Source organism: Hydrogenophaga palleronii NBRC 102513, assembly GCF_001571225.1.
GTDB lineage: Bacteria > Pseudomonadota > Gammaproteobacteria > Burkholderiales > Burkholderiaceae_C > Hydrogenophaga > Hydrogenophaga palleronii.
Map to the genome: position 1 here is coordinate 34592 of NZ_BCTJ01000013.1, position 23391 is coordinate 57982.

Sequence of the window (23391 nt, forward strand, 5' to 3'; positions counted from 1 at the left end):
CGTCACTTCAGTGCGCACTGCGCGTGGTACGCGTCGGCCTGGCGCGTCATGGGCGTTGCTATGAGTTTTCCGCCCACGCCGTTGCTGGTCTTGATGGTCTCGAAGGCGTAGTAGTTCTGCACCGGCAGGTTGTTGTTGTTGAAGGCGAAGGGACCGCGCACGGACTTCAGCTCGCTGCCGGCGGCCTTCACGGCGGCGGCCAGGGCTTTGTTGTCACCCGGCTTGGCCTTGGCCAGCGCGATGTTCAACACCTGGGCCGCGTCGTAAGCGGTGGCGGCGTACTCGCTCGGCGTGCGTTTGTATTTGCTCTCGAAGGCGGCGACGAATTTCTGGTTCTCCGGCGTGTCGAGTGCGGCGTCCCACATGGCGCCACTGATGCTGCCCACGGCCGCGTCGCGCAGGCCCGGCAGCGTCGTGCCATCCACCGTGAACACCGAGTACAGCGGGATGGACTTCATCAGGCCGGCTTGCGCCATCTGCTTGACGAAGTTCACACCCATGCCACCGGGGTAGAAGACGAACAAGGCGTCCGGCTTGGCGCCCTGCAACTGGGCGAGTTCGGCGGCGTAGTCGGGCTGGTTGACCTGGGTGTAGACCTCGTCGACGATCTGCCCTTTGAAATAGCGCTTGAAGCCGGTGAGCATGTCCTTGCCGGCCTGGTAGTTGGGCGCCATCAGGTAGACCCGCTTCACGCCTTTCTCTTGCGCGAACTTGCCCATGGCTTCGGCCGCGCCGTCGTTCTGCCACGCGGTGGAGAACACATTGGCCTTGCAGCCCGCACCGGCCAGCGGAGAGGGTCCGGCGTTGGTTGCAATCGCCACCGTGCCCGACTCCACGATGCGCGGCAGGCTGGCCATCATCACGTTGGAAAAGCTCAGGCCCACGATGGCGTCGACCTTGTCCTTGTCGATGAACTTGCGCACGATCTGGCCGCCGATCTCCGGCTTGAGCTGGTCGTCTTCCTTGAGCACGGTGGCGGGCTTGCCGCCCAGCTTGCCACCCAGTTGCTCCACGGCGAGCATGAACCCGTCGACTTGGTCCTGACCCACCACGGCCACCGGACCGGAGAGCGGCGCCATGATGCCGATGGTGGCGGCAGAGGCGATCGCACTGGCGCTCGCAAGGGCCGCAAAAGCGGCGGCAGTGGCGCCGTAGCGCAGGGAAGTCGTGGTGTTTTTCATCGCTTTGTCTCGCTGTAAGGAAAAGTGGCGGCGGGCTCGAAAGGCCCGATCAAACGGAAGGCCAAAGGCCGGTGGTGTGGGGCGTGTGGCGTGCGTGTTGTGACGCGCTCAGTGGCCCATCTGCAGGAACACGCGCCCGCCTTCGATGCGCACCGGGTAGCTGCGCAGATCGACCTCGCTCGGCGCGCAGGTTGCGCGGCCATCGCGGATGTCGAACTTGCCCTGGTGCAGCGGGCATTCGATTTCGTGGCCCTCAAGGAAGCCATCGCACAGGCGCGCCTGGCCGTGGGTGCAGGTGTTGTCGGTGGCGTAGACGCTGCCCTCGACCTTGTAGAGGGCGATGTCGCGGCCGGCCACGTCCACGCCAATCACGTCGTCCTCGGGCACGGCGCTCTCGGCGGCGGCATCGAACCAGTCGGAAGAAGAGGTGGTGTCGCTCATGGTGTCGCTCTCGCTCAGATCGGATAGATGATGGAATTCGGGATCATTTCGCTGTCGTATACACACTGGCGCGACGCGAACTTCAGGCCTTGCGGCGTGCGCACGACCACGTCGATGTAGCGGCCGACGTTGAAGACCGTCGATTCCTGCGACAGCTTGGTGCGGAACACCGCGTAATTGGCCTCAGTCTCGAAGCGATCGGCTTCGGCCTTGTGGATCAACGGTGCACCGACCACATGCCGCTGGTAGTACGGGTCGTGGAACAGCGTTTCCCGGATGCCGTAAACGCGGTCCTTCAACATGCCCTTGCTTTCGAAGAACAGCGTGGCCAGCGGAAAGCCGCGCTCGTGGTTCTCGCGCGGTGTGAGCTTGTAGATGCAGTCGTCGGTGAAGAACTCGGACCAGAGATCCCAGTTGCCGGAATCGACGGCCTGGGCGTAGTCGGCGTACAGCTGGGCGAGCTGCAGGTAGTCGGCAAAGCCGATGTTGACGGCAGGGTGGGTGCTCATGCGTCGGCCTCCATCACTTCGCGCCAGTATTCGTACATGCCACGGATCAGCGTCTCCGTCACCATGTGGTCGGTGTCCTCGACGGTGCGGCCACCGAGCTCGGCCAGCGTGCGGTGGTAGGGCTTCTGCTCGAAGCCCATCTGCGACAGCTCGATCACCTCGCCATCGTCGGCCGACACGAAGCCGGCAGGACCGAACAGGTTGGCCTGTCGCAGGCGGCGCTGCGTCATCTCTTCGGTGTCGTCCTCGAAGCCGAAATGGGTCCAGACAAAATCGAACGAGCCATGCCCGTCGGGCTGTATGTGGCGCGTCGAGACGCTGTTGACCTGCTGCTGCAGGATCACGCTCGGAAAGAGCGTCATCATCACGGCCGTCGGCCCCTTCCACCAGGGCTCTGGCACGATGTCGAGGAAGCGCGGATCGTGCAACTCCATGCTCTCCTTGAAGCTGGAAACCTGCGTTACCTGCTCGGCCTTGCCCGACTGACCGCGTGTGGAGATCATGGCCGCGTGCCGGTGCTTCGCGTCCATCTTCAGCTCGCTCTTGTTGTCGGCGCGCCATAGACCGAAGGTGACGAACCAGGTGTGCAACAAGCCCGGGTGGTAGGGGTCCTTGATGTTCTCTTGCATCAGCTTCCAGTTGCCTGGAATGCGCTGGCGGTTGTAGCCCAGGATCTTCAGCTGGCGCCCGTCAAAGAGGCGGTCGAAGTAAGCAAGGATGGTCGGGCCGAGGAAGTCTTCGAGCGATTCGATCTCGTGATCAAAGCTGGCGAACACAACTCCTCCGCGCGTCGCCACCTTGAGCTTGTTCAGACCGTGGTCGGGGGTCTTGAAGTCGGCCGGCATGCCGCCGTTGACCTTGCCGTCCTGCTTCACGCCGCGCCGAAATGGAACGCCCTGCAGGTTGCCCTTGAGCGTGTAGCTCCACTGGTGGTAGGGGCAGACGAACTCTTTTTTGTTGCCGTGGCGTTCGCGGCAGAACTGCATGCCCCGGTGGGCGCAGACGTTCTCGACCACGCTGATGCCGCCGTCCGCGTCGCGCACCATGATCACCGAGCGCTCGCCGACCACCGTGCGCTTGAAGTCACCCGTGTTCGGCACCTCCGCCTCCAGCCCGACGTAGTTCCAGTGCTTTGTGTAGAAGAACCGCTCCAGCTCCTTCTTGTGCTGGTCCGGGTCGGTGTAGGCCATGAAGGGAATCCGGCTCGAGCTCTCAGATTCCCAATGGATCTTGGCGGGAAAGGTTCCGGTGGATGTGCTCATTGCTTGTCTCCTGGTATCGACATCGGGGTGGCTCCGTTGACCACCCCACTGACAGACCGCTCTCGTTTTCTGTTACGCCGTCACCTTGACGGTGATCCCACTCAGGCCGCTGATCTCGCCCTGCATCACGTCGCCCGCGACCACCGCGTTCACGCCTTCCGGCGTGCCGGTCATGATCAGATCGCCGGGCTCGAGCGTTTCGTATTCGCTGAGGTAGGCGATGCATTCGGACACCGACCAGATCAGCTTGGTCACGTCGGACGACTGGCGCGCACCGCCGTTGACGGTGACGCTGATGGCGCCCTCGTTCAGATGCCCTTGCGCTGCGGCGCGCGAGACCGCGCCGATGGGCGCGGACAAGGCGAACGACTTGCCGAACTCCCAGGGGCGGCCCTTGTCGCGCGCGTCGAGCTGCAGGTCGCGCCGCGTCATGTCCAGGCCGACGGCATAGCCGTACACATGGTCGAGCGCCTGGTCCACGGCAATGTTCTTGCCGCCTTTGCCGATCGCCACGACCAATTCGATTTCGTGGTGGAAGTTGGCGGTCTTGGGCGGATACGGAATGCCCACGGGCGCGGCCGCATCGACCGCGGCATTGGCCGGCTTCATGAAGAAGAAGGGCGGATCGCGGTCGGGGTCCTTGCCCATCTCGCGGGCATGCGCCGCGTAGTTGCGCCCCACGCAGAAGATGCGGTTGACCGGGAACCGCTCGGCGATGCCTTCCACGGTGAGCGAGGTGACGGGTGCAGGAGCAATGGCGTAGTTCATGGGAGGCTCGGGTTGGCGTTGCAAAAAATGGGGGGGCGGTTCAGGCGCGCAACTCGCGCCACAGACCCAGTGCCTGCTGCACGGGACGGTCGGAATAACTGAAGAGCACCGTCTCGGCGCTGGCGTGGAACTGCACGGCGTGCCAGGACGGCACGACCAGCACGTCGTTCTCGTTCAAGGTGTAGGTCACCCCCTCGACGCTGGCTTGCGCGCGGCCCTTCAGGCACACGTACACCGTGCCGTCGGTGCAGCGGTAGGCGCGGGTCTCGAAGCCGGCGGGGATGAGCTGCGAGAACGCCGCCATGGTCGGCATGGGCGAGCGACCGGTGGCCGGGTTGATGTAGCGCTGCTTGTGGCCGAAGTGCGCATCGGGCGTGCCTGCGGAGATCGCCTTGAGCGAGGCGATGGTGCGCTCCCACGGGTACACAAACACTTTGGTTGGCTCGGCCGGCTGCTGGTAGAAATCAACCGGCACCATATTGGCGCCGTAGCGCGCCAGGGCATCGCCCTCGGGCCGCAACACGGCCTGGTGCTCGGCTTCGCTCTTCTCGGCGAACCCGGCATCGAGGAAGCGCACGATGGGAATGTCGAGGCCGTCCAGCCACACCACCGGCTCGTGGCCGAGGTTGCCGTGGTCGTGCCAGGTCCAGGCGGGCGTGATGATAAAATCGCCCCGGCGCATGGTCGTCCGCTCGCCATCGACGGCGGTGTAGGCGCCTTCGCCGTCCAGCACCAGGCGCAGCGCGGTCTGGGTGTGGCGGTGCGCCGGTGCCACTTCGCCCGGCATGATCAATTGCAAGCCGGCGTACAACGATTGCGTGATGGAGGAGTGGCCTCGCAGTGCGGGGTTCTCCAGAATGAGCACCCGGCGCTCGGCTTCTTCTGCGGTGATGAGACGCCCGGCCTCCATCACATGCTCGCGCAGCTCGGCGTACCGCCAGAGCGTCGCCTCCACCGGAGACCGGGGCTGGGGTGGCACCAAGGCGCCAAGCACCTCCCACAAAGGCGTCATGCTGTGTTGCCCGATGCGCGCGTAGTACGCGCTGCGTTCCGTGCCGGTCTTGGTGGGGGTTGCGGTTGCTTCCATTTGCGTTTCCTCAGGTTCCCTGGGTGTAGAAGGCGTCGGCATACACATGCTCGGGCGCAATGCCCTTCGTCCTGGCCACCAGCGTGGCGGCTTCGACCATGGGTGGTGATCCACACAGATAGGCTCGCCATCCGTCGAGATCGCCCAGGTCTTGCTCAATGGCTTGCGTCACCAGTCCGCCACGCTGCGTGGAGGGGTCGCCACCCGAACCGACAACCACATGGACCTTCAATTCGGGGTGCGCATGTTGGAGTTCCTTCAGCCACTCCAGGCCGTAAACATCTTTCGGCGAGCGAACGCCGAAGTACAGGTGGATGGGGTTGCGCATGCCACCCTCGATGGCACCACGCAAGATCGAGAGAATGGGCGCCAGCCCCGTGCCACCCGCCACGCAGAGCATGGGCGCTTCGTGCTTGCGCCGCAGGTAGGCGGAGCCCAGGGGGCCACTCACCTTCACCGCATCGCCGATCTTCAATTGGTTGGCGATGTACCCCGTCACACGGCCATCGGAGACAAGGCGGACGTGAAACTCAAACATGCCATCGTCGCTGAGACCCGCCATGGAATAAGGCCGGGCATGCTCGGGGGTGAATTGCAGTTGCACGTACTGCCCGGGCGAGAATTCAATCGGCTTCGCTGGCTTCAACACCAGCCGTTTGATGTCATGCGTTAGGTCTTCCAGTTCAACGACCGTCGCCTTGACCATGCGCGCGGTGTGCACCACGACCTCGTCAGGCTCGGGGATCTCGATGGTGCAGGGCTCGGTGATGTACGTGCGGCAGGCCAACACATAGGCATCGCCTCCATTGATGGGGCGCTGCTGGTCGCCACCACCCTCCAGCACGTCGCCGGCCACCAGCTTGCACCGGCAGGTTCCGCACCGGCCCGCCATGCACGAGTACGACATCGGCACCTGCGCAGCGCGAAGTGCTTCGAGCAGATTGGCACCGGGCTCGACCTGGACGATGCGATTGAGGGGCTGAACAAGGACTTCCATGGCGTGACCAGATGGTCTATTTGGCTGTGGGGGAGCGCATGATCTCGCGCCACGAGCGATCAGCCAATAGAATCTCGTGAATACAGGACATCACTGGTAGTGATGATGGAGACGGCGCATGGAACTCACGGACATCGACCTCAACCAACTGGTTTTGTTTCAGCAACTCATGGTGGAACGCAAGGTGTCCAAGGTGGCGGGCAACCTGGGACTGACCCAGCCAGCGGTGAGCAACTCGCTGGCTAAACTTCGGCGCCTGCTGGGCGATGAACTGTTCCTGCGAACCCCTTCCGGCATGGTCCCCACGCCTTTCGCAGAGCAACTGGCCGAGCCGGTGGGTTACGCGCTGGGCATGATCCACAGCGGCCTGAACCAGCAGATCCGTTTCGACCCCGCCAAGGCCAAGGGCTCGGTCACGATCGGCATGACGGACATCGGTGAGATCGTTTTTCTTCCAGCGCTCATCGAGCGCCTCAGACGGGAAGCGCCGGCCTTGACCCTCAACACTGTCAGGAACACCGCCGTGAACCTGCGGGAAGACATGGAGTCGGGCAAGGTCGATCTGGCCATTGGCTTGTTGCCGCAGCTGAAGGCCGGTTTTTTCCAACGGCGCCTGTTCCATCAGAAGTACGTGTGTCTCATGCGCAAGGGTCATGCGCTCGACAAAAAGAAGCTGTCGGTTGCCGAGTTCCGCTCGGCCGAACACCTGGTGGTGATGTCGGCGGGCACCGGGCATGGAAAGGTGGATGAACTCATGCGCCAGGCAGGCATTGATCGGCCCATCCGTTTGACAGTGCCTCACTTCGTGAGCGTGGGGCACATCCTGCAAAGCACGGATCTGATTGCCACGGTGCCAGAGCGCTTGGCGCAAAAGCTGGCGAAACCGTTTGGTCTCTCACCGGTGCAACACCCAGTCAAGTTGCCCGATGTCGCCATCAATGCGTTCTGGCACGCCAAGGCCCATCGCTCACCTGCGAGTCAGTGGCTTCGGGGTGTTGTGTTTGATCTCTTTGCCGAAGATGTCGTGACAACGCGGTTCGCCAATCAGAAGTGAATGCGGCGACGCAACATCACAGTGGGTGATGTACTTCATTGACGACGGGCTCTTGACATACCGCCGTCGAAGAACCACGATCGCAGAAAGTGCGACCCACGACAAACCGAAACCACTCACCATGCGAGCATCGCCGGATAAGCTTGATTTGAACCTGCTGAGGGTTCTGGTGCAGATTCACGAGGATCGGAAAGTCTCACTGGCCGCAGAGCACCTTGGCATCTCTCAGCCAGCCGCAAGCAGTGCACTTAAACGCCTGCGTGAAGAGTTGGGTGACAAGCTCTTCTCACCCACGGCCCACGGGATGGAGCCGACGCCAGTCGCGACGCAAATGATGCCCCAGATCAAAGAAGCGCTCCTGAACATCGGCATGGCAATGTCCCGCAGTGATGCATTCGATGTGGCTTCGGGTCCGCGCCAATTCACCATCGCCATGACGGAAATTGGGGAGCTCCACTTCCTGCCCATTCTGATGAAGGCTGCGAAGTCCATCTGCCCAATGCTGAGAATCGCGACCATCCGGAACACCGACTCAAATTTGCGCTTCGATCTTGAGCAAGGGAAAGTCGATCTTGCGATTGGCCATCTTCCCTTTCTGCCGCTTGATTTCCAGCGACGGCTGCTGTTCACGCAAAACCATGCCTGCCTTTTTCGTCGAGGCCATCGACTTGATGTTGAAGTCCCGAGGCTGCAGGACTACTCGGCTGCAGAGCATGCGGTGGTCTGGTCTGCCGGCTCGGAGTACTCGCACATCGAGGAAGAGATCGATCGAGCCTGCGAGGGGCGACGCATTGGGTTGCGCATACCGCACTTCTCGGCCTTGCCAGATGTGCTCGAGTGTTCGGATCTCGTCGCGACGGTTCCAGAAGCGTTCGCGCGGCGCAGCACCCGGCGTTTCAATCTGAGTTACAGAGCGCATCCTGTGGGGCTTGCACCGCTTGAGATCTGCATGTTCTGGAACAAGAAGCATCGGAACGACTCTGCAAACTTGTGGCTGCAAAGCCTGGTCGTGGATCAGTTCAGAGCGGTGGGCAACGCTCAATCGCTCTGAGACGAGAAGGAGCTCGGTGAGCGCTCTCGCTCTTGCGGTGTCATTCCTTTCATCGCACAGGCATGGGCTCTATTTCCTCGGCGAATACCGCAGCCCTTTGACAGGTCGTGGATGGGAGCGTTATTCGACACCGGCAATGAAGGCCTCGTTTCTCCCCATGCCTCTTTGAGGGCGACTGGTCACCATGCGTGGGTTTCCACAACACGACGAGAAGTAGAACCACCATGACCCAGTCCCATCCAATAGGCAGTTCACGCGAACCTTCGCAGCACCGCGCCGGAATGCTTGCGCTTGCCACTGTCACCACCTCCATCCTGATTGCTGCCTGCGGCGGGGGCGGAGGCGATGGTCAGCAAGCGCTACCGCCGATGCCTGAGTCGGTCGCGCTCAAGTGCGATGAAAGCATGAAGACTGCGTTCAAGCCTGATTCGAAAACCACCGTTGTCCTTGTCAAAGCGTACAAACAAGGCGACCCTCTCGCCTTGCCCGACACCCCAGGAACCCCCCCAGCCGCAGCAGCTGACCTTTGCCTTGTGAAGTTGCTTGTGGGTCCTGGCGCTCAGGACACGCCGCCCACTGCGGTCTCGAACTCTGCAGGCATCGGCATCGAGGTGTGGCTTCCTTCCCCCGCCAACTGGAATGAGCGGATTCGAAACGCTGGCAACGGTGGCTTTGCGGGCGGCACTCATGCCTCAGAAACCTTGATTGGTTTCGTGGGAGGCGCGGCGACCGCCGCAACGGGATTTGTTGTAGGGCAAACCGATACGGGCCACTCGATCACCACGGGCGGCGGCAGCTTTCTGATGCGACAGGACGGCAGCATCAACACTCCCCTCTGGGAAGACTTCGCGCATCGCAGCTCCCATGAACTGGCGCTCAAGACAAAAGCCTTGACGAAGGCCTTCTACCAGAAGGACTCGAAGTACGCGTACTTCGAAGGATGTTCCACCGGGGGGAGGCAAGGCTATCGAATGGCTCAAGACCATCCCGAACACTACGATGGTTACGTGCTCGAAGCCCCGGTTGTGAACTGGACGAAGTTCATCAGCACCGAGCTCTATCATCAGGTTGTCATGCAACAGGACCTTGGCGGTGCAATGGGCGACGCCAAGCTGAACACCATCAGTGCGGCTGCGACCAGCGCATGCGACGTGGTCAACGGGCAGCATCTGGGTTTCATCACAGATCCCGGCGCGTGCCGATATGACCCGACCAAAGATGCATCCGTGCTTTGTGCCGGGGTGAGCGGCCATGCTGGCGTCGTTGGCACGAGCAACAGCCCATTCTGTGTGAATCTGGCAGAGGCCCGAGCCGTCAACAAGATGTGGTTCGGCCAGACCACGGACGGCACCTATGCGGACCCAGCAATTGACAACGCAAGCACGAATACGCTTGCACCGAACCAGTTGTGGTGGGGTCTGACGCGTGGCACGAGTTTGACCTCACTGGCAGGCAGCCTGCCGTTTGCCATCTCAACCGATCTGGCTGCATTGCATCTCCAGAATCCACGTCTGGCCCAACCCGGCTTTGTCAATGCAACCGGCAATGGTGAGAATGGCTGGAGAGACATGACTTACGCAGACGCGGTCAACTCTTACAATCAGGGGCTTGCTTTGCAACCATTCTTTGGCAACATAAATGGGGACCATCCCGATCTGAAGGGTGTTCGGGATCGCGGCGCAAAGATCATCCATTTCCATGGCACGAATGACAACCTCGTCCCGCCTGCTGGCTCGGTGAATTACTACAACCGCGTTTCCAATGTCATGGGCGGCTTTGTCGAAACTGCCAAATTCAATCGACTGTTTTTAGTGCCGGGACGAGCGCATTGCCGTGGTATCGGCGCAGTCAGCGGTTCTGACAGCCCGGCGGCCGATGCCAACAACGTGCCAGCGCTGGTAGACGGGCAACTCTTCCAAGCCGTTGTCCAGTGGGTCGAAAACAAGGTGCCGCCGGAATCGTTCGTGCTCAATAGCGCCGACTCAAACGTCTCGATTCCTATCTGTCCCTATCCGAAGAAGATCTCCCACGATGGGGTGGGTCCGATCAAGAGTGCGACCAGCTATCGATGCCAGTAGCAGGAGGTCTCTTCCAAAGAAGCGAAGCCAGGGCCCTTGCGGGTCTTGGCTTTTTTTGCCTTTGGCCTGTCCTGGAAGAGTAGCGCTCAACTCGCGCTCTGTCCGGTTTGCGGCGGCGCACCATCACCGTGGGTGATCAACCCCATTTCACAGGGACGATTGCCAAGTGCGGGAGCAGTGTCCACCATGTGCCGGATACATCCGCCAATGAAACTTGTGTGCTCAGCCGATGTCCTGGAACTCAGCTCAGCCATGCCTCAACTGCCCAGCAACCCGTTTTTCACCAGCCGCTCCGATCGCGTCGAGCTGGCTCGCCAGCGCTACTTTGAAGAAGGGCAGATGCCCTCGGGGGTCATCAGCGACGCTGTCTTCCAGTCGTGGGCGCGCTGCCAGCGGCTTCACACCGATCCGCACGGGAAGGTCGAATTTCAACCCGTGACGGCCAGCCGCGCCCATCTGGCTTTGCAGAAGAACCGTCCCTTGCACGAAGCCTGGTTGGCCGAGCTTCCCCGGCTGGAAGCGACACTGAAGTCAACGTCATGCGCGGCAATGCTGACCGATGCCACGGGCGTTCTGATCGGGTCAACGTGTGCGGGTCGATCGCATGAACAGTTGATGCCGATCGCCACACGAATCGGTGTCAATCTTTCTGAAGAGGCCGTGGGAACGACGGCACCTGGTGTGGTTGCTCGATCGGGTCAACCCGTTTGCGTGATGGGGTCCGAGCACTATTTCGACAGCGTCAAGGCCATGCAGTGTGCCGCGGCCCCGATCCGCGACATGCATGGCCGCATGGTGGGTGTGCTGGACATCTCCAGCGAGGCCATGGCGTTTGCGTTCGACGCAGCGGCTGTCGTGGGCATCTTCGCAGGCGCCATTGAGAACAGGTTGCTGATCGCTCAATCTGCCGACCATCTCGTGATCCGCATACAGGTTTCCGAGTCCATGCTCGACTCACCGAACACCGGCCTCTTGGGCGTGGACACCCACGGCATGCTGGCCTGGCACAACGGCGTGGCTTCCCGCCTGGTGGGTCTGCCGGCGTCCACGGACGTTCATGAGCAGCACCGCGCTGACGTTGTCTTGGGCCTGGGACTTTCAGAGCTGCTGGATTTGACCCTCTCGGACCCTGCGCCCGTCCGTTTGCCGAACGGACTCCTGGTATGGGCTCGGGTGGATCTGCAAGCGCGCGACGGTCATCGTGATCTGGTGGCGGCCTCACCAAGGACTATCATCGCCAACCACGACCTCCTGACGGAGGACGTGCCGTCAAGGGCGGTCCCCTCGACCGCCGACGGCGCCGAAAGCATCGTTGCTGCAGAAGAGTCATCCGAAGACACAGAGAGGATGTCTGAGCGGACCGTCGATGCGTCGTTGCGCGAATCGGATCGAGACTTGATTTTTCGCGCTTTGGACGAGTGCAACGGCAATGTCTCCAAAGCCGCGAGAAAGCTGAAGGTGTCGCGCGGCTTGATCTACCGCAGGATGGGTTCGGATCAAGGCGTTTCCAGCTGACAGAGCGAATTTGCGATCGCGCATCGCCATGCTGTGTGCGCTGACTGTTCTGGAATAGAACAAGTCAAACACCTCGGGAAAACCCGAGATTCTTGATCGATGACATGCGGGGGTACCGTGCAGGCCCGTGTCGACTTCCCCCTTCGAAGTCGATGCGTGAATGGCCTGTCAACCTCTACCAGTGAAGCCCCCCCTTCATGTCTCAACCAACTTCAAACCAGCAAGGTCCCGACGCGTTGGAGCGCCTGGAACGCCGCTACCTGGCGGGTCGCATGGACCGACGCAACTTCATTCGGGCCGTGGCCGCAGCCGGCCTCATGTCAACTGGCGCATCTGCCTGGGCCGATCAGCTGGAAGCGATGCGGCGCAACCAGGACGAGCGCACACGAGCACTGCTGCCCCAGTACGACTACGTTGTGGTCGGCACGGGCAGCTCTGGCTCCGCCTTGGTGGGGCGCCTCGCCGCAACCCGACCGGATGCCAGCATCCTCGTCGTGGAAGCGGGCGACTGGGACACCGCCCCTGCGGTGATGAACCCTAGCGCATGGTTCACGAACCTTGGTACCGAGCGAGACTGGAAAGACGTGGCCATTCCGTCGACGGGTACCAACTTTCGTGCCATCCCCGAACACATGGGCAGGGTGGTGGGCGGCGGCAGCAGCATCAATGCCACGATCTGGGCACGCCCCTTCAAGAACGACCTGTCGTTCTGGGCGCAAGAGAGCGGGGATCCTGCCTGGGGTTATGAACATGCGCTGGGCATTTACCGGCGCATGGAGAACTGGCAAGGCGCGCCCAGTGCTCGCTACAGAGGCCAGGGTGGACCGGTTTGGTGCCAGCCCGCCAGCAACCCTCATCCCGTGGCCATGGCCATGCTGGAGGCTTGCCGCAGCCTGGGCATGCCGATGCTGGAGGACTTGAACGGCGCCCGCGAGGAGGGCGGCGGCGGCTTTGCGTTGATGAACCAGATCATCAAGGACGGTCAGCGTCAGAGCATGGCGCGCGCCTACCTCTATCCCGTGCTGTCGCAGAAGAACGTGACCTTGCTGGTGCGCACCCATGTGGATCGGCTCACGTTCAGCGGAACCCGTGCCTCGGGCATCGAGGTTCGCGATGGCAGAGGCACACGGCGCATCACTGCGAAGTCGGAGGTGATCGTGTGCTCTGGCGGCGTCAACACGCCCAAGCTGCTCATGCTCAGTGGCATTGGCAATGAAGCCCACCTGAAAACCCATGGCATCCAGACACTGGTGCATGCGCCTGAGGTCGGCGAGAACTTCCAGGACCACCTGCTCCATGGTGGTTGCATCTGGGAGCCCAAGGAACACATCCCCCATCGCAACAGCGCAGCCAATGCTTCGGGGTTCGTGAAGAGCCAGCAAAGCCTCGCCACACCAGACATCAATCTGGTGCAGATTGAGTTGCCCTACGCCAGCGGCGTGGTGGGCAAGCAGTACAACCCTCCCGCGACGAGTTGGGCGCTGTGTGCCGGCTTGGTTGCGCCGAAGAGCCGGGGTGCCGTGCGGCTGCGTTCCGCCCAACCCGACGACCGTCCAATCATCGACGCCCGATTCCTCAGCCACCCCGATGACGTCAAGGCATTGGCTCACGGCATTGAAGTGGCCCGCGACATCGGCAACTCCGCTGCAATGCGCGACTTCGTCAAACGCGAGGTGGCCCCTGGCAAAAAGCTCAGCGGAAAAGCGATGGAGGATTTCGTGCGCGATGGCGCAACGACCTATTTCCACCAGGCGGGGACCTGCCGGATGGGCAAGGACTCGCGCGCGGTCGTGGACGCCCAGCTCCGCGTAAACGGGATCCAGGGTCTGCGCATTGCAGACAGCTCGGTCATGCCCCGCATACCCGGCGTCGCCACGATGGCGACCTGCGCTCTCATCGGCGAACGCATGGCCGAGATCCTCGCAAAAGCCTGAACCCTTCGAACTGCCATCAAGTGGTTCGGCCAACATTTTTTCAACCTGGAGACAACGACATGGAAACACAACTGCTGATCGACAACGAGACCCGCGCGGCCCAAGGGGGCTCAACGTTCGAGCGCATTCATCCCACCTCTGGAAGCGTGGTCACACGCGCCGCTGCGGGCAGCGTCTCCGACGCCAACGCAGCCGTCGACTCTGCGGTTAAGGCCTACAAGATCTGGCGGAAGTCGTCCCCCAGCGAGCGCCGCCGGATCATGCTGAAGGCGGCCGATGCGCTCGAAGCGCGCACTCCGGCATTCATTGAAACGATGGCGGCTGAGGTGGGCGCATCTGCTCTGTGGGCAGGCTTCAACGTGTTCCTCGCAGCCAACCTCTTCCGGGAAGCCGCTGGACTGGCCACACAAACCCAAGGCGAGACCATTCCCACCGACAAACCGGGAACGCTGTCGATGACGGTGCGCCAGCCGGTGGGCGTGATCTTGAGCATCGTTCCCTGGAACGGGCCTGTGGTGCTTGCAGCCCGCGCCATTGCGTACCCGATCGTTTGCGGCAACACGGTGGTCTTCCGAGCTTCCGAATCCAGCCCGCGCACCCACATGCTGGTGGCCGAGGCCTTGGTGGAAGCGGGTCTGCCGCCCGGTGTGCTCAACCTGCTGAGCAACGCCCCCAAGGACGCGCCGGAAGTGATCGATGCACTCATCGCGCACCCGGCTGTGCGCCGCATCAATTTCACGGGTTCAACACGGGTGGGTCGCATCATTGCCGAGAAGGCTGCGACCCAACTGAAACGCTGCCTGCTGGAGCTCGGTGGCAAGGCGCCCCTGGTGGTGCTGGACGACGCCGACGTGGACGAGGCGGTCAAGGCCGCCGTCTTTGGGGCGTTTTTATACCAAGGCCAGATCTGCATGTCCACCGAGCGCATCGTGGTGGACGAATCCATCGCCGATGAGTTCGTTGCCAAATTCGCTGTTTCGGCCAAGGCACTCCCCGTGGGAGACCCGAGCAAAAACCCCGGTTGCGTGATTGGCCCGATGGTCACCAAGGACTCCGGGCCACGCCTGAACTCGATGCTGGAAGACGCAGTGGCCAAAGGCGCCAAACTGGCCTGCGGTGGTCACGCCTCCGGCGCAGAGATGCCTGCCACCATCGTGGATCACGTCAAGCCCGGCATGAAAATCTTTGACGAAGAAACGTTTGGTCCTGTGACCACAGTGGTGCGGGTCAAGGGTGTTGAAGAAGCGATCGCCATGGCCAATGACACGGCCTATGGTCTCTCTGCAGGCGTGTTTGGCCGCGATGTCATGCGCGCACTCGATGTCGCGATGCAGATCGACTCGGGCTCGGTGCACGTCAACGGAGCCACCGTGCAAAACGAGGCCCAGGCTCCCTACGGCGGAACCAAGCACAGTGGCTATGGACGCTTCGATGGCCGTGCGGTGATCGACGAGTTCACTGAACTCAAGTGGATCACCCTGGAGCCGCTGAAGCAGGACTACCCCGTCTGAGTGGGGACGAGGCGTGTCGGCCACAAGAGTCGACACGCCTCAACTTCGGCGGGTGACTACGCCGTGGACGTTTCGCCGAACAGCTTGTCTGCGCCGGCCCAATCGGAGGGTGCTACGTCCTCGAAGATCACGTAGATGTATTCGGCGGGTGTGCCGGTGTTGCGCACGATGCTTTCGGTGACTTCGGCGGCTACTGCTTGTTTGGCCTTGGCATCTTTGCCTTCAAACCAACTGACGCGTACGACTGGCATGGTGAGTTTCCTGGGTAGTGGGTGAACAGCCGGCCAGTCTATTGGTCATCAAGGGATTGATAAATCCCTTCCAGTGAGACTGTTTGTCTCGCCACGGGAGACAAGCAGCGAGCCCATGGAACGGTGCATTCAGTCTGATCGGTCAGATCGCCCAAGGCGGCGTCTTCAGGGCGTCCGCCAGAAAGTACACCAGGCGCCGGACCTTCAGCGGCAATTGTTTGCGTGTGGGATAGACCGCGAAGATACCCAGCTCGGTGCCGCGCAGATGAGGCAGGAGCTCCACCAGTGCACCGCTGCGCAGATCTTCGTGGACCAGAAAGTCCGGTTGCAGAACAACCCCCTGATGCGCCAGCGCAGCCGCACGACAGGTATCACCGTTGTTGGCGTGAATGCGTGGTTTCATGCGCACGGTCTCTTCGCCCTTGGGGCCCTGGAAACTCCAGACATCGCCTGTCGACCAGTAGCTGTACGAGACGACCGCATGCTCCGTCAAATCTTGCAAGTGGGTGGGTGCACCGTGTTGTTCGAGGTACTGCGGTGAGGCACACAAGACCATGCGCGTGCGGGCCAGTAAACGGCTCACCAGGCTGGAGTCGGACAACTGAGCGATTCGCACGACCAGGTCGTAGCCTTCCTCCACCATGTCGACCACGCGGTCGGTGAGCACGATGTCCAGTGAGACATGCGGGTTCTCTGCGGCTAAGCGTCCCCACAGGGCAGACAAATGCAGCGCACCAAACGTTTGAGGGGCACCAATCCGCACGCGCCCATGGGCCAGGGCGGCGGTGGAGCCGACCTCGGTCTCTGCTTCCTGCACCACCAGCAAAATTTCCTTGCAGCGTTGGTAGTACGCCTGGCCCTCGCTGGTGAGCGAAATACGGCGCGTCGTGCGTTGCAACAACCGCGTATGGGCGCAGCTAGTGGGCGGCAACGATTGAATCAGGAGTAATGCGCCGTGACAGATATGACATCGCGCTCGATCTAGACAAAACACAACTCCACCTGGTTCAGCTTGGTCGATTACATCGGTGCTAAGTGGGCGAAACCAATTTTCTTGCGAAAAAGCGCACAAGGAGCAATATTTTCCGTGAAGTCGAGAACAAGGGCTGCTATCGGTGGCTTACTGGTCTTTAGATAAAAAATTAAACACCGATAGTCTAAGGAACGACTTCTAAAGGACCGCCATGAACATCGAACACCCGCAAACTGCAACGCCCCTGGTACACCTTCGCCATCAGAGTGCCAGGCAAGCAAGCGCCGAATTCCTGACCTTCCGACTGGGCGGCGAGGAATACGGCATCGATATCCTGCGCGTGCAGGAAATCCGTTCTTACGAAGAGCCCACCCGCATCGCCAACGCGCCCCCGTTCATCAAGGGCGTGGTCAACCTGCGCGGCGTCATCGTGCCGGTGGTGGACCTGCGCATCAAGCTCGGTTGCGACAAGGTCGAATACAACGACTTCACCGTGGTCATCGTGCTCAACGTGCACGGTCGCGTCGTCGGCGCCGTGGTCGATGCCGTCTCCGACGTGCTCGAACTCACGGGCGACCTCATCAAGGCGGCGCCCGAGATGAACATCAACGTCAACACCAGCTTCATCACGGGCATCGCCACCGTGGCCGAGCGCATGTTGATCCTGATGGACATCGAAGCCCTCATGTCCGACAGCGACATGGGCTTGATGGACAACGCGTCCGTGCACTGAACACCGTCCACAGCACACATCAAAAGAGGGAATTCGCATGAACTTCATCAAAAACCTCAAGGTCGGCACGCGCCTGATCTCGGCGTTCTTGGTCGTCTGCGCCATCTGCGCGCTGGTCGGTGGCATCGGCCTCATCAACATGTCGAAGATCAACGACCAAGCCACTCACATGTATGAGAAAGAGCTGCTGGGTCTGTCGCACATCAAGGATTCGAACATTAACCTGATTTACGCAGGACGCGCTCGCGGCAACTACCTCCTCGCGACGTCGCAGGAGGAACGCGCCGCACACAAGGCTTCTTTAGAAAAAAGTCTTGCGAACGCCCAAGAAGCGATCAGAACAGCCAAGCCGCTGTTTTCTTCGGAGGCGGCCAAACGAATGTTCTCCGAGTTGGACACTGTGTTTGCGTCCTACTCGCAAGAACAGGCTGCCATGCTCACTCTGGCGGCGCAAGAGCCAGTTGCAAGCCGAAGCGAGGCATTGTCCAAGCTGCTGCACGATACGCGTGCCGATGCCAACAAGATCGATGAACTGCTCAACGAGTTGTCCAAGCTCAAGGAAGCGGACGCGAGAAACGCCAAAGATCTGACCGGCGCGCTGTTCACCTCTAGTATGACCATGATGCTGATTCTGATCGCGGCGGCGGTTGGCATTGGTATGACGCTGGGGATCGTCATCAGCCGCTCGATCACGAGACCCTTGAACGAAGCCGTTCGCGTGGCAGAGACAGTGGCCGCCGGCGACCTGACGTCACGCATTGAAGTCACAAGCCAGGATGAGACTGGGCAACTTCTGAATGCGCTCAAAACCATGAACGCCAGCCTGCTTGACATCGTGAACAACGTGCGGTCGAGCTCCGAGTCGATTGCCACGGGAAGCACGCAGATCGCTATCGGCAACAACGACCTGAGCCAGCGCACAGAGGCGCAGGCGAGCAACCTTGAGCAGACAGCCGCCTCGATGGAGGAGCTTACGTCCACCGTGCGTCAGAACTCGGAGACGGCACGTCAGGCAAATCAACTTGCGGCTACCGCAAGCGAAGCGGCCGTCAAAGGTGGCGAGGTGGTCGGTCGGGTGGTCGGTACCATGCAAGACATTACTGCCAGCTCCAAGAAGATTGTCGACATCATCGGGGTGATCGATGGCATCGCATTTCAAACCAACATCCTCGCACTGAACGCCGCAGTGGAGGCCGCGCGCGCTGGCGAGCAAGGGCGTGGCTTTGCCGTGGTGGCCGGGGAGGTGCGCAATCTGGCTCAGCGCAGCGCTGGCGCAGCCAAAGAAATCAAAATCCTGATCAACGACAGCGTTGAGAAAGTGGAAATCGGGTCCCGGCTAGTGGGGGACGCGGGACAGAACATGGATAGCATCGTGAGCCAAGTCAAGCGTGTCACCGACATGATCGCGGAGATCAGCTCGGCAAGCGTCGAGCAGACGCAGGGCATCAGCCAAGTGGGTGATGCCGTAAACCAGCTTGATCAGGTTACACAGCAGAACGCTGCACTGGTTGAGGAAAGTGCGGCTGCTGCGGAGAGCCTCAAGAATCAATCCGCTCGACTGGCCGAGATTGTGGGAGTGTTCAAGGTCTGAGAATTCGACGCTGGGCTAAGGCTCCACGGGCGCTGGAGGTCACCGAGTGGAGGAAGCGCAGAAGACTGGGGCACCTCCATGTTCTTGTGAATGGGGATGCAGTGTCGGGGGTGCGGCGGCGATCTTGGACTGGTTGTGCAGCAAGGCCAAGGCCCTTGCGGTATTCGATGTGGTGACGCGCGCTCAGCGAGATCTTGCTCCGTAGCAACGGATGAGAACTCAAACGAGCTGCACGCTGGCGGGCTGCGCCTTGGCCTTGTTGACATTGGGTGATCGCTTTGACCGCAACCGCTTGATGGTGATGCAATTTCCGGCTTTGATGGTGGCGTTTCAGAGGCGTTTTTTTGTGACGCTGTGCGTAGGGCCGAGAAGCGGTGTGTGATCGCATGGAATCCGTGACTGGCCCGGCCTTCAAAATTTTCTGAGATTCGTTGCTGCAAAAGGGGGAGGCTCCGCACCGCCTCACGCGCGGCTGAGACGGAGCCTCACTTCATGAGTCGGATGGCCTGTGGGTTAGGAAGGCCGTTGGACTTCATACGATGTGGCTCCGGGCCCTGCGGTCTTTTCGCAGAGCCCAAATTGTTGGGCGGTATGCACAATGTCCATGCCTCGGTCTACGCACCGTCGATCCCCATCGACCGGGTGAACTGCTTTTTTTTTCGCTACTTCCTCCTGAGAAGTACCAGATCGAGAACCGACGAGACGGGCCGCCGTTGGCCGCCTGTCGGCAGTCTCGGCGCCGACCCCTCTCCGTGCGCACTGTGCGGGAGCTGGGCATGGCCCTCGCCGCTTTCATGCGTGGCGACGACTGTGCGCTTTACACTTTCCCCGAACGCTTTTCATCGCCCCTTCACGTGCGGGCACATGGACATTGAAAATCTGGTTCAGATGTCCAACCGCATCGGCGAATTCTTTGAGTCGATACCAGGAAGAAGCCCTGAGCACTCGACGCGGATCGATCGTCTCTTCGGCCCGATGACTTGCCGCTGGTCGCGCCTGCGGCCTTGGACGAACCCACGACAGCAGCGGCGTGAGAAACCCGTCTCAACGGCTCAGGGCAGCGCTGCGCTTTCGCCAGTTGGAGTTGATCGGCACGGTGGCCGACACCCGGCAACATGCAGGCCGCGACGCAGCGTCTTCACATGACCACGGCGGCGGTCAGCAAAGGTTTGAAGGAAGTGGAGGCGCTATTCGAGCAGCCGCTGTTCCACCACCTTCCCCGTGGCGTCGTGCTTACCGGTGCCCCTACGCTGGACGTGCAGCGCGGCCGCGTGCTGCTGGCGGAGATGGAGCAGCTGTCGGCGCCGCTTCACGAGCGGCTGAGGATCGGCGCTACACCGTTCCGCACCTGGACGCTGTTGCCACGCAACCAAGTATCGCTCGCCAAACAGAACGCGTTGCCCGGCGTTCTGCTCGTCAATAAGGCAGTTGGCAGATACATCGAGCGAACTCAAGGCCGGCGAGGTCGAAACCATGATCGCTGGGCACCCTCTCGGAGCTGGCAGTCTGTCGGCGCAGGGATTCACCATCGAACACCTCGGGCTTCAGCAATGGGGTGCGGTGTGACCCTGAGCCACGCTCTTGCCGCGAGCGTGCCGCCAAAAAGGCGCGGAGGACCTTCTTCCATCCCTGTTCACATCGCGATGGTTACCGCCGAAGCGGCAATGCTCCAGTGGCTCAGTTGGCAGGATTCGAGACCCAGTGTCAGTCAGCCTTCGCACCCGTCACCCGCACTACCTCGCGCCAACTTTCCACTTGCGCTCGAAGGTAGTCTGCATACTTCTTTGGCGTGTCGATGGCTGACGTTTCGACGCCCTGGCGGGCAAAGGTCTCTTGCATCTCGGGCGTGTGAAGCGCGGCCTGTGCCACGGCGCCCAATCTTTCGACGACATCCTTTTGCAAACCTGCAGGCCCGACGAGCCCAAACGCGACGCCCAGATCCATCGAAGGCACTCCCTGCTCCCGGAACGTCGGCACGTCGGGAAGCACCGTGGAGCGACGAGCAGCTGCAACCCCCAATGGACGGAGCTTGCCGCTCTTGATGTGCGGCGCTGCTGTCAGAACGTCCAAGTACATCATCGTTACCTGGTTGCCCAAGAGATCGTTCAACGCTGGTGCGGTTCCTTTGTAGGGCACGTGCATCAGCTTGGCGCCCACGTTGCGATTGAACATTTCGCCCGCAAGGTGGTTGGTGCTTCCGTTGCCGGAGGAGGCATAGGTCAATCCTTCTTGGACTTTCGCGTGAGACACCAGCTCGGGCAGCGTTCGCAGCGAAGATGCGGCATTCACAACGAGCACGTTCGGAATCTCACCCACATAGGCGATGGGCGTGAAATCCTTCAGCGGATCAAAGCCCGCGTTCTTATACAGGCTCGTGTTGATGACCAACGGTCCTGAACTTCCGAACAGGAGCGTGTATCCATCAGCTGCGGATTTGGCGACGTGCGCTGCCCCGATGTTGCCGCCCGCACCCGGTCTGTTGTCAACCACCAAGGGTTGCCCAAGCCCTTGGCGCATACCCTGCGTCAGCGCGCGCGCAAGGGCATCGGTCGGCCCAGCCGCCGTGAAGGGCACCACTACGGTGACAAGGCGCGTGGGGAAGGGGCCATCGGTTTGCGCCACAGCCGCGAGCGCAAAAGTGCAAAGCGTGCATGCAACAACACTGCGGGCCCGAAAGAGTTTTAAGAAATTTCGCACGTCTGTCTCCTATGTATTGTTGATCTAGATTCGATTCACTGCTGCCGCTTTAGCCTTCGGCCAGCAGGCCAAGCCGCCGCAACCTGGGATCCAGTCGGTGCGCTACCACGTCGCGCACGTAATTGGCGCGATGGTTCAAATCGGGTTGACCCGACTCCCAGAGGAATATCACCGCGCTGCCGATGTGATACAGCACCGATGCCACTTCCCGCGCCTCTTCATCCTTGCGCTGCATGGCCGATCGCTCCGCATAGTCCAGCACCGTGGCCAAGCGAGACGACAGCAAATACGTCAAGGCGCTTGAGGTGGAGGCCAACAGCCCGCGCAGATGCGCGCCGTATGCCTCCAGCGCGTTCTCCCGCACGATGGCTCGGTACACGTCGAGCGCGACGATGTTGCTCGTGCCTTCCCATATCGACCCAAGGTGGGCTTCGCGCACGAGCCGCGGCTCCGTCCACTCTTCGATGTAACCGCACCCGCCGCGCACCTCCATGGCATCACCGGTCACCTGCCTCGCGTCGCGGCATGCGCGAAACTTGATCAGCGGCGTCATGATGCGAACAAGCTTGCGTGCTTGCTCATCACCTGCGTCGGATTTCTGCAAGGCTTGGGCGGCCTGGAATCCGAACGAACGTGCCTGCTCAGTAGGAAGGGTCATTTTTTCCAGTTGCCGGCGCATGAGCGGCAGGTCGGCCAACCGCTTGCCGAAGGCATGGCGATGGGTGGTGACAAATCGCGCCTCTGTCAGCGCGCGGCGCATGAGCGCGCCTGAACGTACACCATTTGACAGCCGCGAGCTGTTGACCATCTCGGCCATCTGCTGAAAGCCCTTTCCCTCTTGGCCAACCAGGTACGCCTCCGCCCCCTCAAGGCGAATTTCCCCGCTGGCCATCGACCGCGTACCCATCTTGTCTTTCAGCCGAACAATGCGGTAGTGGTTGGCGGTTCCGTCCGCCTTCACGCGAGGCATAAGGAAGAGGCTGACGCCGGCCATGCCCTGTGGAGCATCGTCCGCCCGTGCCAGCACCATCGCCAGGTCTGCGCTCGCGTTGGAGCAGAACCACTTGTCGCCGTGCAACGCCCAGTGCGCGCCACTGCGGCGGGCGACTGTTACGGTCTGTGCGATATCGGAGCCCGCACCCTGCTCTGTCATGAACATGGCGCCTTGGAAGTAAGTGTCGACGTCGAGCGACGTCAGGCGTGAGAAGAAGCGTTCTACCAGTTCAGGGTTACCGTACTTCTTCAACGTGCGCGTCAGAGAGTCCGTCATATTCACCGGACAGGTCAGGCCGAACTCGGCCTGCGAGAAGAGATAGAACAGCGTGTACTTCGCCACGGCCGGGAGTGGTGCGTGCCAGCCAAGTACACCGGGCACATGCGATGACGCGGCAAGCCCGAAGGTCGAGAACGCCCATTTCTCGAGCTCGATGTAAGCAGGGTTCTTGACGATTTCATTGCAATCGTGGCCCTGCCTCGTGCGAACGACCAACTCCGGCGGCTTCTTGTCCGCAATGGATGCCAGTTCCTCGAACTTGCCGCCCGCCAACTCGCCCAATCGGTGCAGGTGCGGCGTCAGGTGCGTGAGCAGCGCCGCGTCGAGGTAGAGCGCAAGCAACGCATGCAGGTCTGCGTCGGCCACATACAAGTTCTGCCCCAGACTGTCGGGGATGGGATCGAGTACCGCGTCGGGTTGGGTGTGTGACATTGTCGACCTCAGGTGGATGTAGAAAAAGAAGGCACCGCCGTCATTCCATTGCA

19 protein-coding genes and 1 pseudogene are annotated in these 23391 nt (G+C 61.3%); 9 read left to right on the top strand and 11 right to left on the bottom strand.

All coding sequences use genetic code 11. From position 1 onward, the window contains the following. Positions 1-2 precede the first annotated feature (2 nt). The 7 genes from HPA01S_RS11175 to HPA01S_RS11205 all read right to left on the bottom strand — a co-directional run bounded on the left by HPA01S_RS11175 (position 3) and on the right by HPA01S_RS11205 (position 6245). Positions 3-1181 (bottom strand): ABC transporter substrate-binding protein, encoded by a 1179-nt coding sequence (locus HPA01S_RS11175; protein WP_066269925.1) that lies wholly within the window; start codon positions 1179-1181, stop codon positions 3-5. A gap of 108 nt (positions 1182-1289) precedes the next feature. Further along, positions 1290-1622, bottom strand: coding sequence for a non-heme iron oxygenase ferredoxin subunit (locus HPA01S_RS11180; protein ID WP_066269928.1), 333 nt, complete (start codon positions 1620-1622; stop codon positions 1290-1292). Positions 1623-1636: 14 nt separating this feature from the next. Further along, positions 1637-2131 carry an aromatic-ring-hydroxylating dioxygenase subunit beta gene (locus HPA01S_RS11185; protein ID WP_174525295.1) on the bottom strand — a complete coding sequence of 165 codons (495 nt, stop codon included), beginning with the start codon at positions 2129-2131 and terminating at the stop codon, positions 1637-1639. Beyond that, a complete protein-coding gene (locus tag HPA01S_RS11190; protein ID WP_066269930.1) occupies positions 2128-3393 on the bottom strand; it encodes an aromatic ring-hydroxylating dioxygenase subunit alpha in 1266 nt (421 codons plus the stop codon). The genes HPA01S_RS11185 and HPA01S_RS11190 overlap by 4 nt, the downstream gene beginning before the upstream one ends. Positions 3394-3465: 72 nt before the next feature. Next, a complete protein-coding gene (locus HPA01S_RS11195) occupies positions 3466-4161 on the bottom strand; it encodes a fumarylacetoacetate hydrolase family protein (protein ID WP_066269932.1) in 696 nt (231 codons plus the stop codon). A 40-nt stretch (positions 4162-4201) separates the two neighbouring features. After that, on the bottom strand, positions 4202-5248 hold the full coding sequence (gene gtdA, locus HPA01S_RS11200; protein ID WP_066269934.1) for a gentisate 1,2-dioxygenase: 1047 nt from the start codon (positions 5246-5248) through the stop codon (positions 4202-4204). Between the two features lie 10 nt (positions 5249-5258). Beyond that, the gene (locus HPA01S_RS11205) at positions 5259-6245 is read right to left on the bottom strand and encodes a 2Fe-2S iron-sulfur cluster-binding protein (RefSeq protein ID WP_066269935.1); all 987 of its coding nucleotides are present in this window, start codon (positions 6243-6245) and stop codon (positions 5259-5261) included. A 118-nt stretch (positions 6246-6363) separates the two neighbouring features. Here HPA01S_RS11205 and HPA01S_RS11210 point away from each other — a divergent pair, with 118 nt between their 5' ends. The 6 genes from HPA01S_RS11210 (at position 6364) to HPA01S_RS11235 (ending at position 15388) form a co-directional block, all read left to right on the top strand. After that, positions 6364-7299 carry a LysR family transcriptional regulator gene (locus HPA01S_RS11210; RefSeq protein ID WP_066269936.1) on the top strand — a complete coding sequence of 312 codons (936 nt, stop codon included), beginning with the start codon at positions 6364-6366 and terminating at the stop codon, positions 7297-7299. 28 nt (positions 7300-7327) lie between these two features. Beyond that, entirely contained in the window at positions 7328-8350 is a 1023-nt protein-coding gene (locus tag HPA01S_RS11215) for a LysR family transcriptional regulator (protein ID WP_066269937.1), read from the top strand. Positions 8351-8574: 224 nt separating this feature from the next. After that, positions 8575-10428, top strand: a complete 1854-nt coding sequence (locus HPA01S_RS11220; RefSeq protein WP_157084976.1) for a tannase/feruloyl esterase family alpha/beta hydrolase — start codon at positions 8575-8577, stop codon at positions 10426-10428. Positions 10429-10680: 252 nt separating this feature from the next. Further along, the gene (locus HPA01S_RS11225) at positions 10681-11943 is read left to right on the top strand and encodes a helix-turn-helix domain-containing protein (protein ID WP_066269940.1); all 1263 of its coding nucleotides are present in this window, start codon (positions 10681-10683) and stop codon (positions 11941-11943) included. 197 nt (positions 11944-12140) lie between these two features. Further along, complete coding sequence (locus tag HPA01S_RS11230) at positions 12141-13877, top strand: GMC family oxidoreductase (RefSeq protein ID WP_066269942.1); 1737 nt, start codon at positions 12141-12143, stop codon at positions 13875-13877. 59 nt (positions 13878-13936) lie between these two features. Then, complete coding sequence (locus HPA01S_RS11235) at positions 13937-15388, top strand: aldehyde dehydrogenase (protein ID WP_066269944.1); 1452 nt, start codon at positions 13937-13939, stop codon at positions 15386-15388. 56 nt (positions 15389-15444) lie between these two features. Here HPA01S_RS11235 and HPA01S_RS11240 read toward each other — a convergent pair whose 3' ends face one another. Then, on the bottom strand, positions 15445-15639 hold the full coding sequence (locus HPA01S_RS11240; RefSeq protein ID WP_066269946.1) for a tautomerase family protein: 195 nt from the start codon (positions 15637-15639) through the stop codon (positions 15445-15447). Between the two features lie 142 nt (positions 15640-15781). Then, the gene (locus tag HPA01S_RS11245) at positions 15782-16537 is read right to left on the bottom strand and encodes a substrate binding domain-containing protein (RefSeq protein WP_245638624.1); all 756 of its coding nucleotides are present in this window, start codon (positions 16535-16537) and stop codon (positions 15782-15784) included. A gap of 286 nt (positions 16538-16823) precedes the next feature. On the opposite strand from HPA01S_RS11245, the gene HPA01S_RS11250 reads away from it, so the two are divergent. The 3 genes and pseudogenes from HPA01S_RS11250 to HPA01S_RS23810 all read left to right on the top strand — a co-directional run. After that, the gene (locus HPA01S_RS11250; RefSeq protein WP_066269950.1) at positions 16824-17345 is read left to right on the top strand and encodes a chemotaxis protein CheW; all 522 of its coding nucleotides are present in this window, start codon (positions 16824-16826) and stop codon (positions 17343-17345) included. A 37-nt stretch (positions 17346-17382) separates the two neighbouring features. Beyond that, positions 17383-18936: a methyl-accepting chemotaxis protein gene (locus HPA01S_RS23715; RefSeq protein WP_066269952.1), complete on the top strand. Its 1554-nt coding sequence runs from the start codon at positions 17383-17385 to the stop codon at positions 18934-18936. A 1115-nt stretch (positions 18937-20051) separates the two neighbouring features. Then, positions 20052-20165: pseudogene (locus HPA01S_RS23810) on the top strand (helix-turn-helix domain-containing protein); the annotation flags it as partial. A 475-nt stretch (positions 20166-20640) separates the two neighbouring features. On the opposite strand, the gene HPA01S_RS11265 reads toward HPA01S_RS23810, so the two are convergent. After that, the gene (locus HPA01S_RS11265) at positions 20641-21633 is read right to left on the bottom strand and encodes a Bug family tripartite tricarboxylate transporter substrate binding protein (protein ID WP_066269955.1); all 993 of its coding nucleotides are present in this window, start codon (positions 21631-21633) and stop codon (positions 20641-20643) included. A gap of 49 nt (positions 21634-21682) precedes the next feature. Beyond that, positions 21683-23338, bottom strand: a complete 1656-nt coding sequence (locus tag HPA01S_RS11270; RefSeq protein ID WP_066269956.1) for an acyl-CoA dehydrogenase family protein — start codon at positions 23336-23338, stop codon at positions 21683-21685. Between the last annotated feature and the right edge of the window lie 53 nt (positions 23339-23391).

Bases quoted from the DNA above. Each gene is read 5' to 3' on its own strand.
- HPA01S_RS11175 (WP_066269925.1), bottom strand. From the start codon at position 1,181: ATGAAAAACACCACGACTTCCCTGCGCTACGGCGCCACTGCCGCCGCT.
- HPA01S_RS11180 (WP_066269928.1), bottom strand. From the start codon at position 1,622: ATGAGCGACACCACCTCTTCTTCCGACTGGTTCGATGCCGCCGCCGAG.
- HPA01S_RS11185 (WP_174525295.1), bottom strand. From the start codon at position 2,131: ATGAGCACCCACCCTGCCGTCAACATCGGCTTTGCCGACTACCTGCAG.
- HPA01S_RS11190 (WP_066269930.1), bottom strand. From the start codon at position 3,393: ATGAGCACATCCACCGGAACCTTTCCCGCCAAGATCCATTGGGAATCT.
- HPA01S_RS11195 (WP_066269932.1), bottom strand. From the start codon at position 4,161: ATGAACTACGCCATTGCTCCTGCACCCGTCACCTCGCTCACCGTGGAA.
- gtdA (WP_066269934.1), bottom strand. From the start codon at position 5,248: ATGGAAGCAACCGCAACCCCCACCAAGACCGGCACGGAACGCAGCGCG.
- HPA01S_RS11205 (WP_066269935.1), bottom strand. From the start codon at position 6,245: ATGGAAGTCCTTGTTCAGCCCCTCAATCGCATCGTCCAGGTCGAGCCC.
- HPA01S_RS11210 (WP_066269936.1), top strand. From the start codon at position 6,364: ATGGAACTCACGGACATCGACCTCAACCAACTGGTTTTGTTTCAGCAA.
- HPA01S_RS11215 (WP_066269937.1), top strand. From the start codon at position 7,328: ATGTACTTCATTGACGACGGGCTCTTGACATACCGCCGTCGAAGAACC.
- HPA01S_RS11220 (WP_157084976.1), top strand. From the start codon at position 8,575: ATGACCCAGTCCCATCCAATAGGCAGTTCACGCGAACCTTCGCAGCAC.
- HPA01S_RS11225 (WP_066269940.1), top strand. From the start codon at position 10,681: ATGCCTCAACTGCCCAGCAACCCGTTTTTCACCAGCCGCTCCGATCGC.
- HPA01S_RS11230 (WP_066269942.1), top strand. From the start codon at position 12,141: ATGTCTCAACCAACTTCAAACCAGCAAGGTCCCGACGCGTTGGAGCGC.
- HPA01S_RS11235 (WP_066269944.1), top strand. From the start codon at position 13,937: ATGGAAACACAACTGCTGATCGACAACGAGACCCGCGCGGCCCAAGGG.
- HPA01S_RS11240 (WP_066269946.1), bottom strand. From the start codon at position 15,639: ATGCCAGTCGTACGCGTCAGTTGGTTTGAAGGCAAAGATGCCAAGGCC.
- HPA01S_RS11250 (WP_066269950.1), top strand. From the start codon at position 16,824: ATGAACATCGAACACCCGCAAACTGCAACGCCCCTGGTACACCTTCGC.
- HPA01S_RS23715 (WP_066269952.1), top strand. From the start codon at position 17,383: ATGAACTTCATCAAAAACCTCAAGGTCGGCACGCGCCTGATCTCGGCG.
- HPA01S_RS11270 (WP_066269956.1), bottom strand. From the start codon at position 23,338: ATGTCACACACCCAACCCGACGCGGTACTCGATCCCATCCCCGACAGT.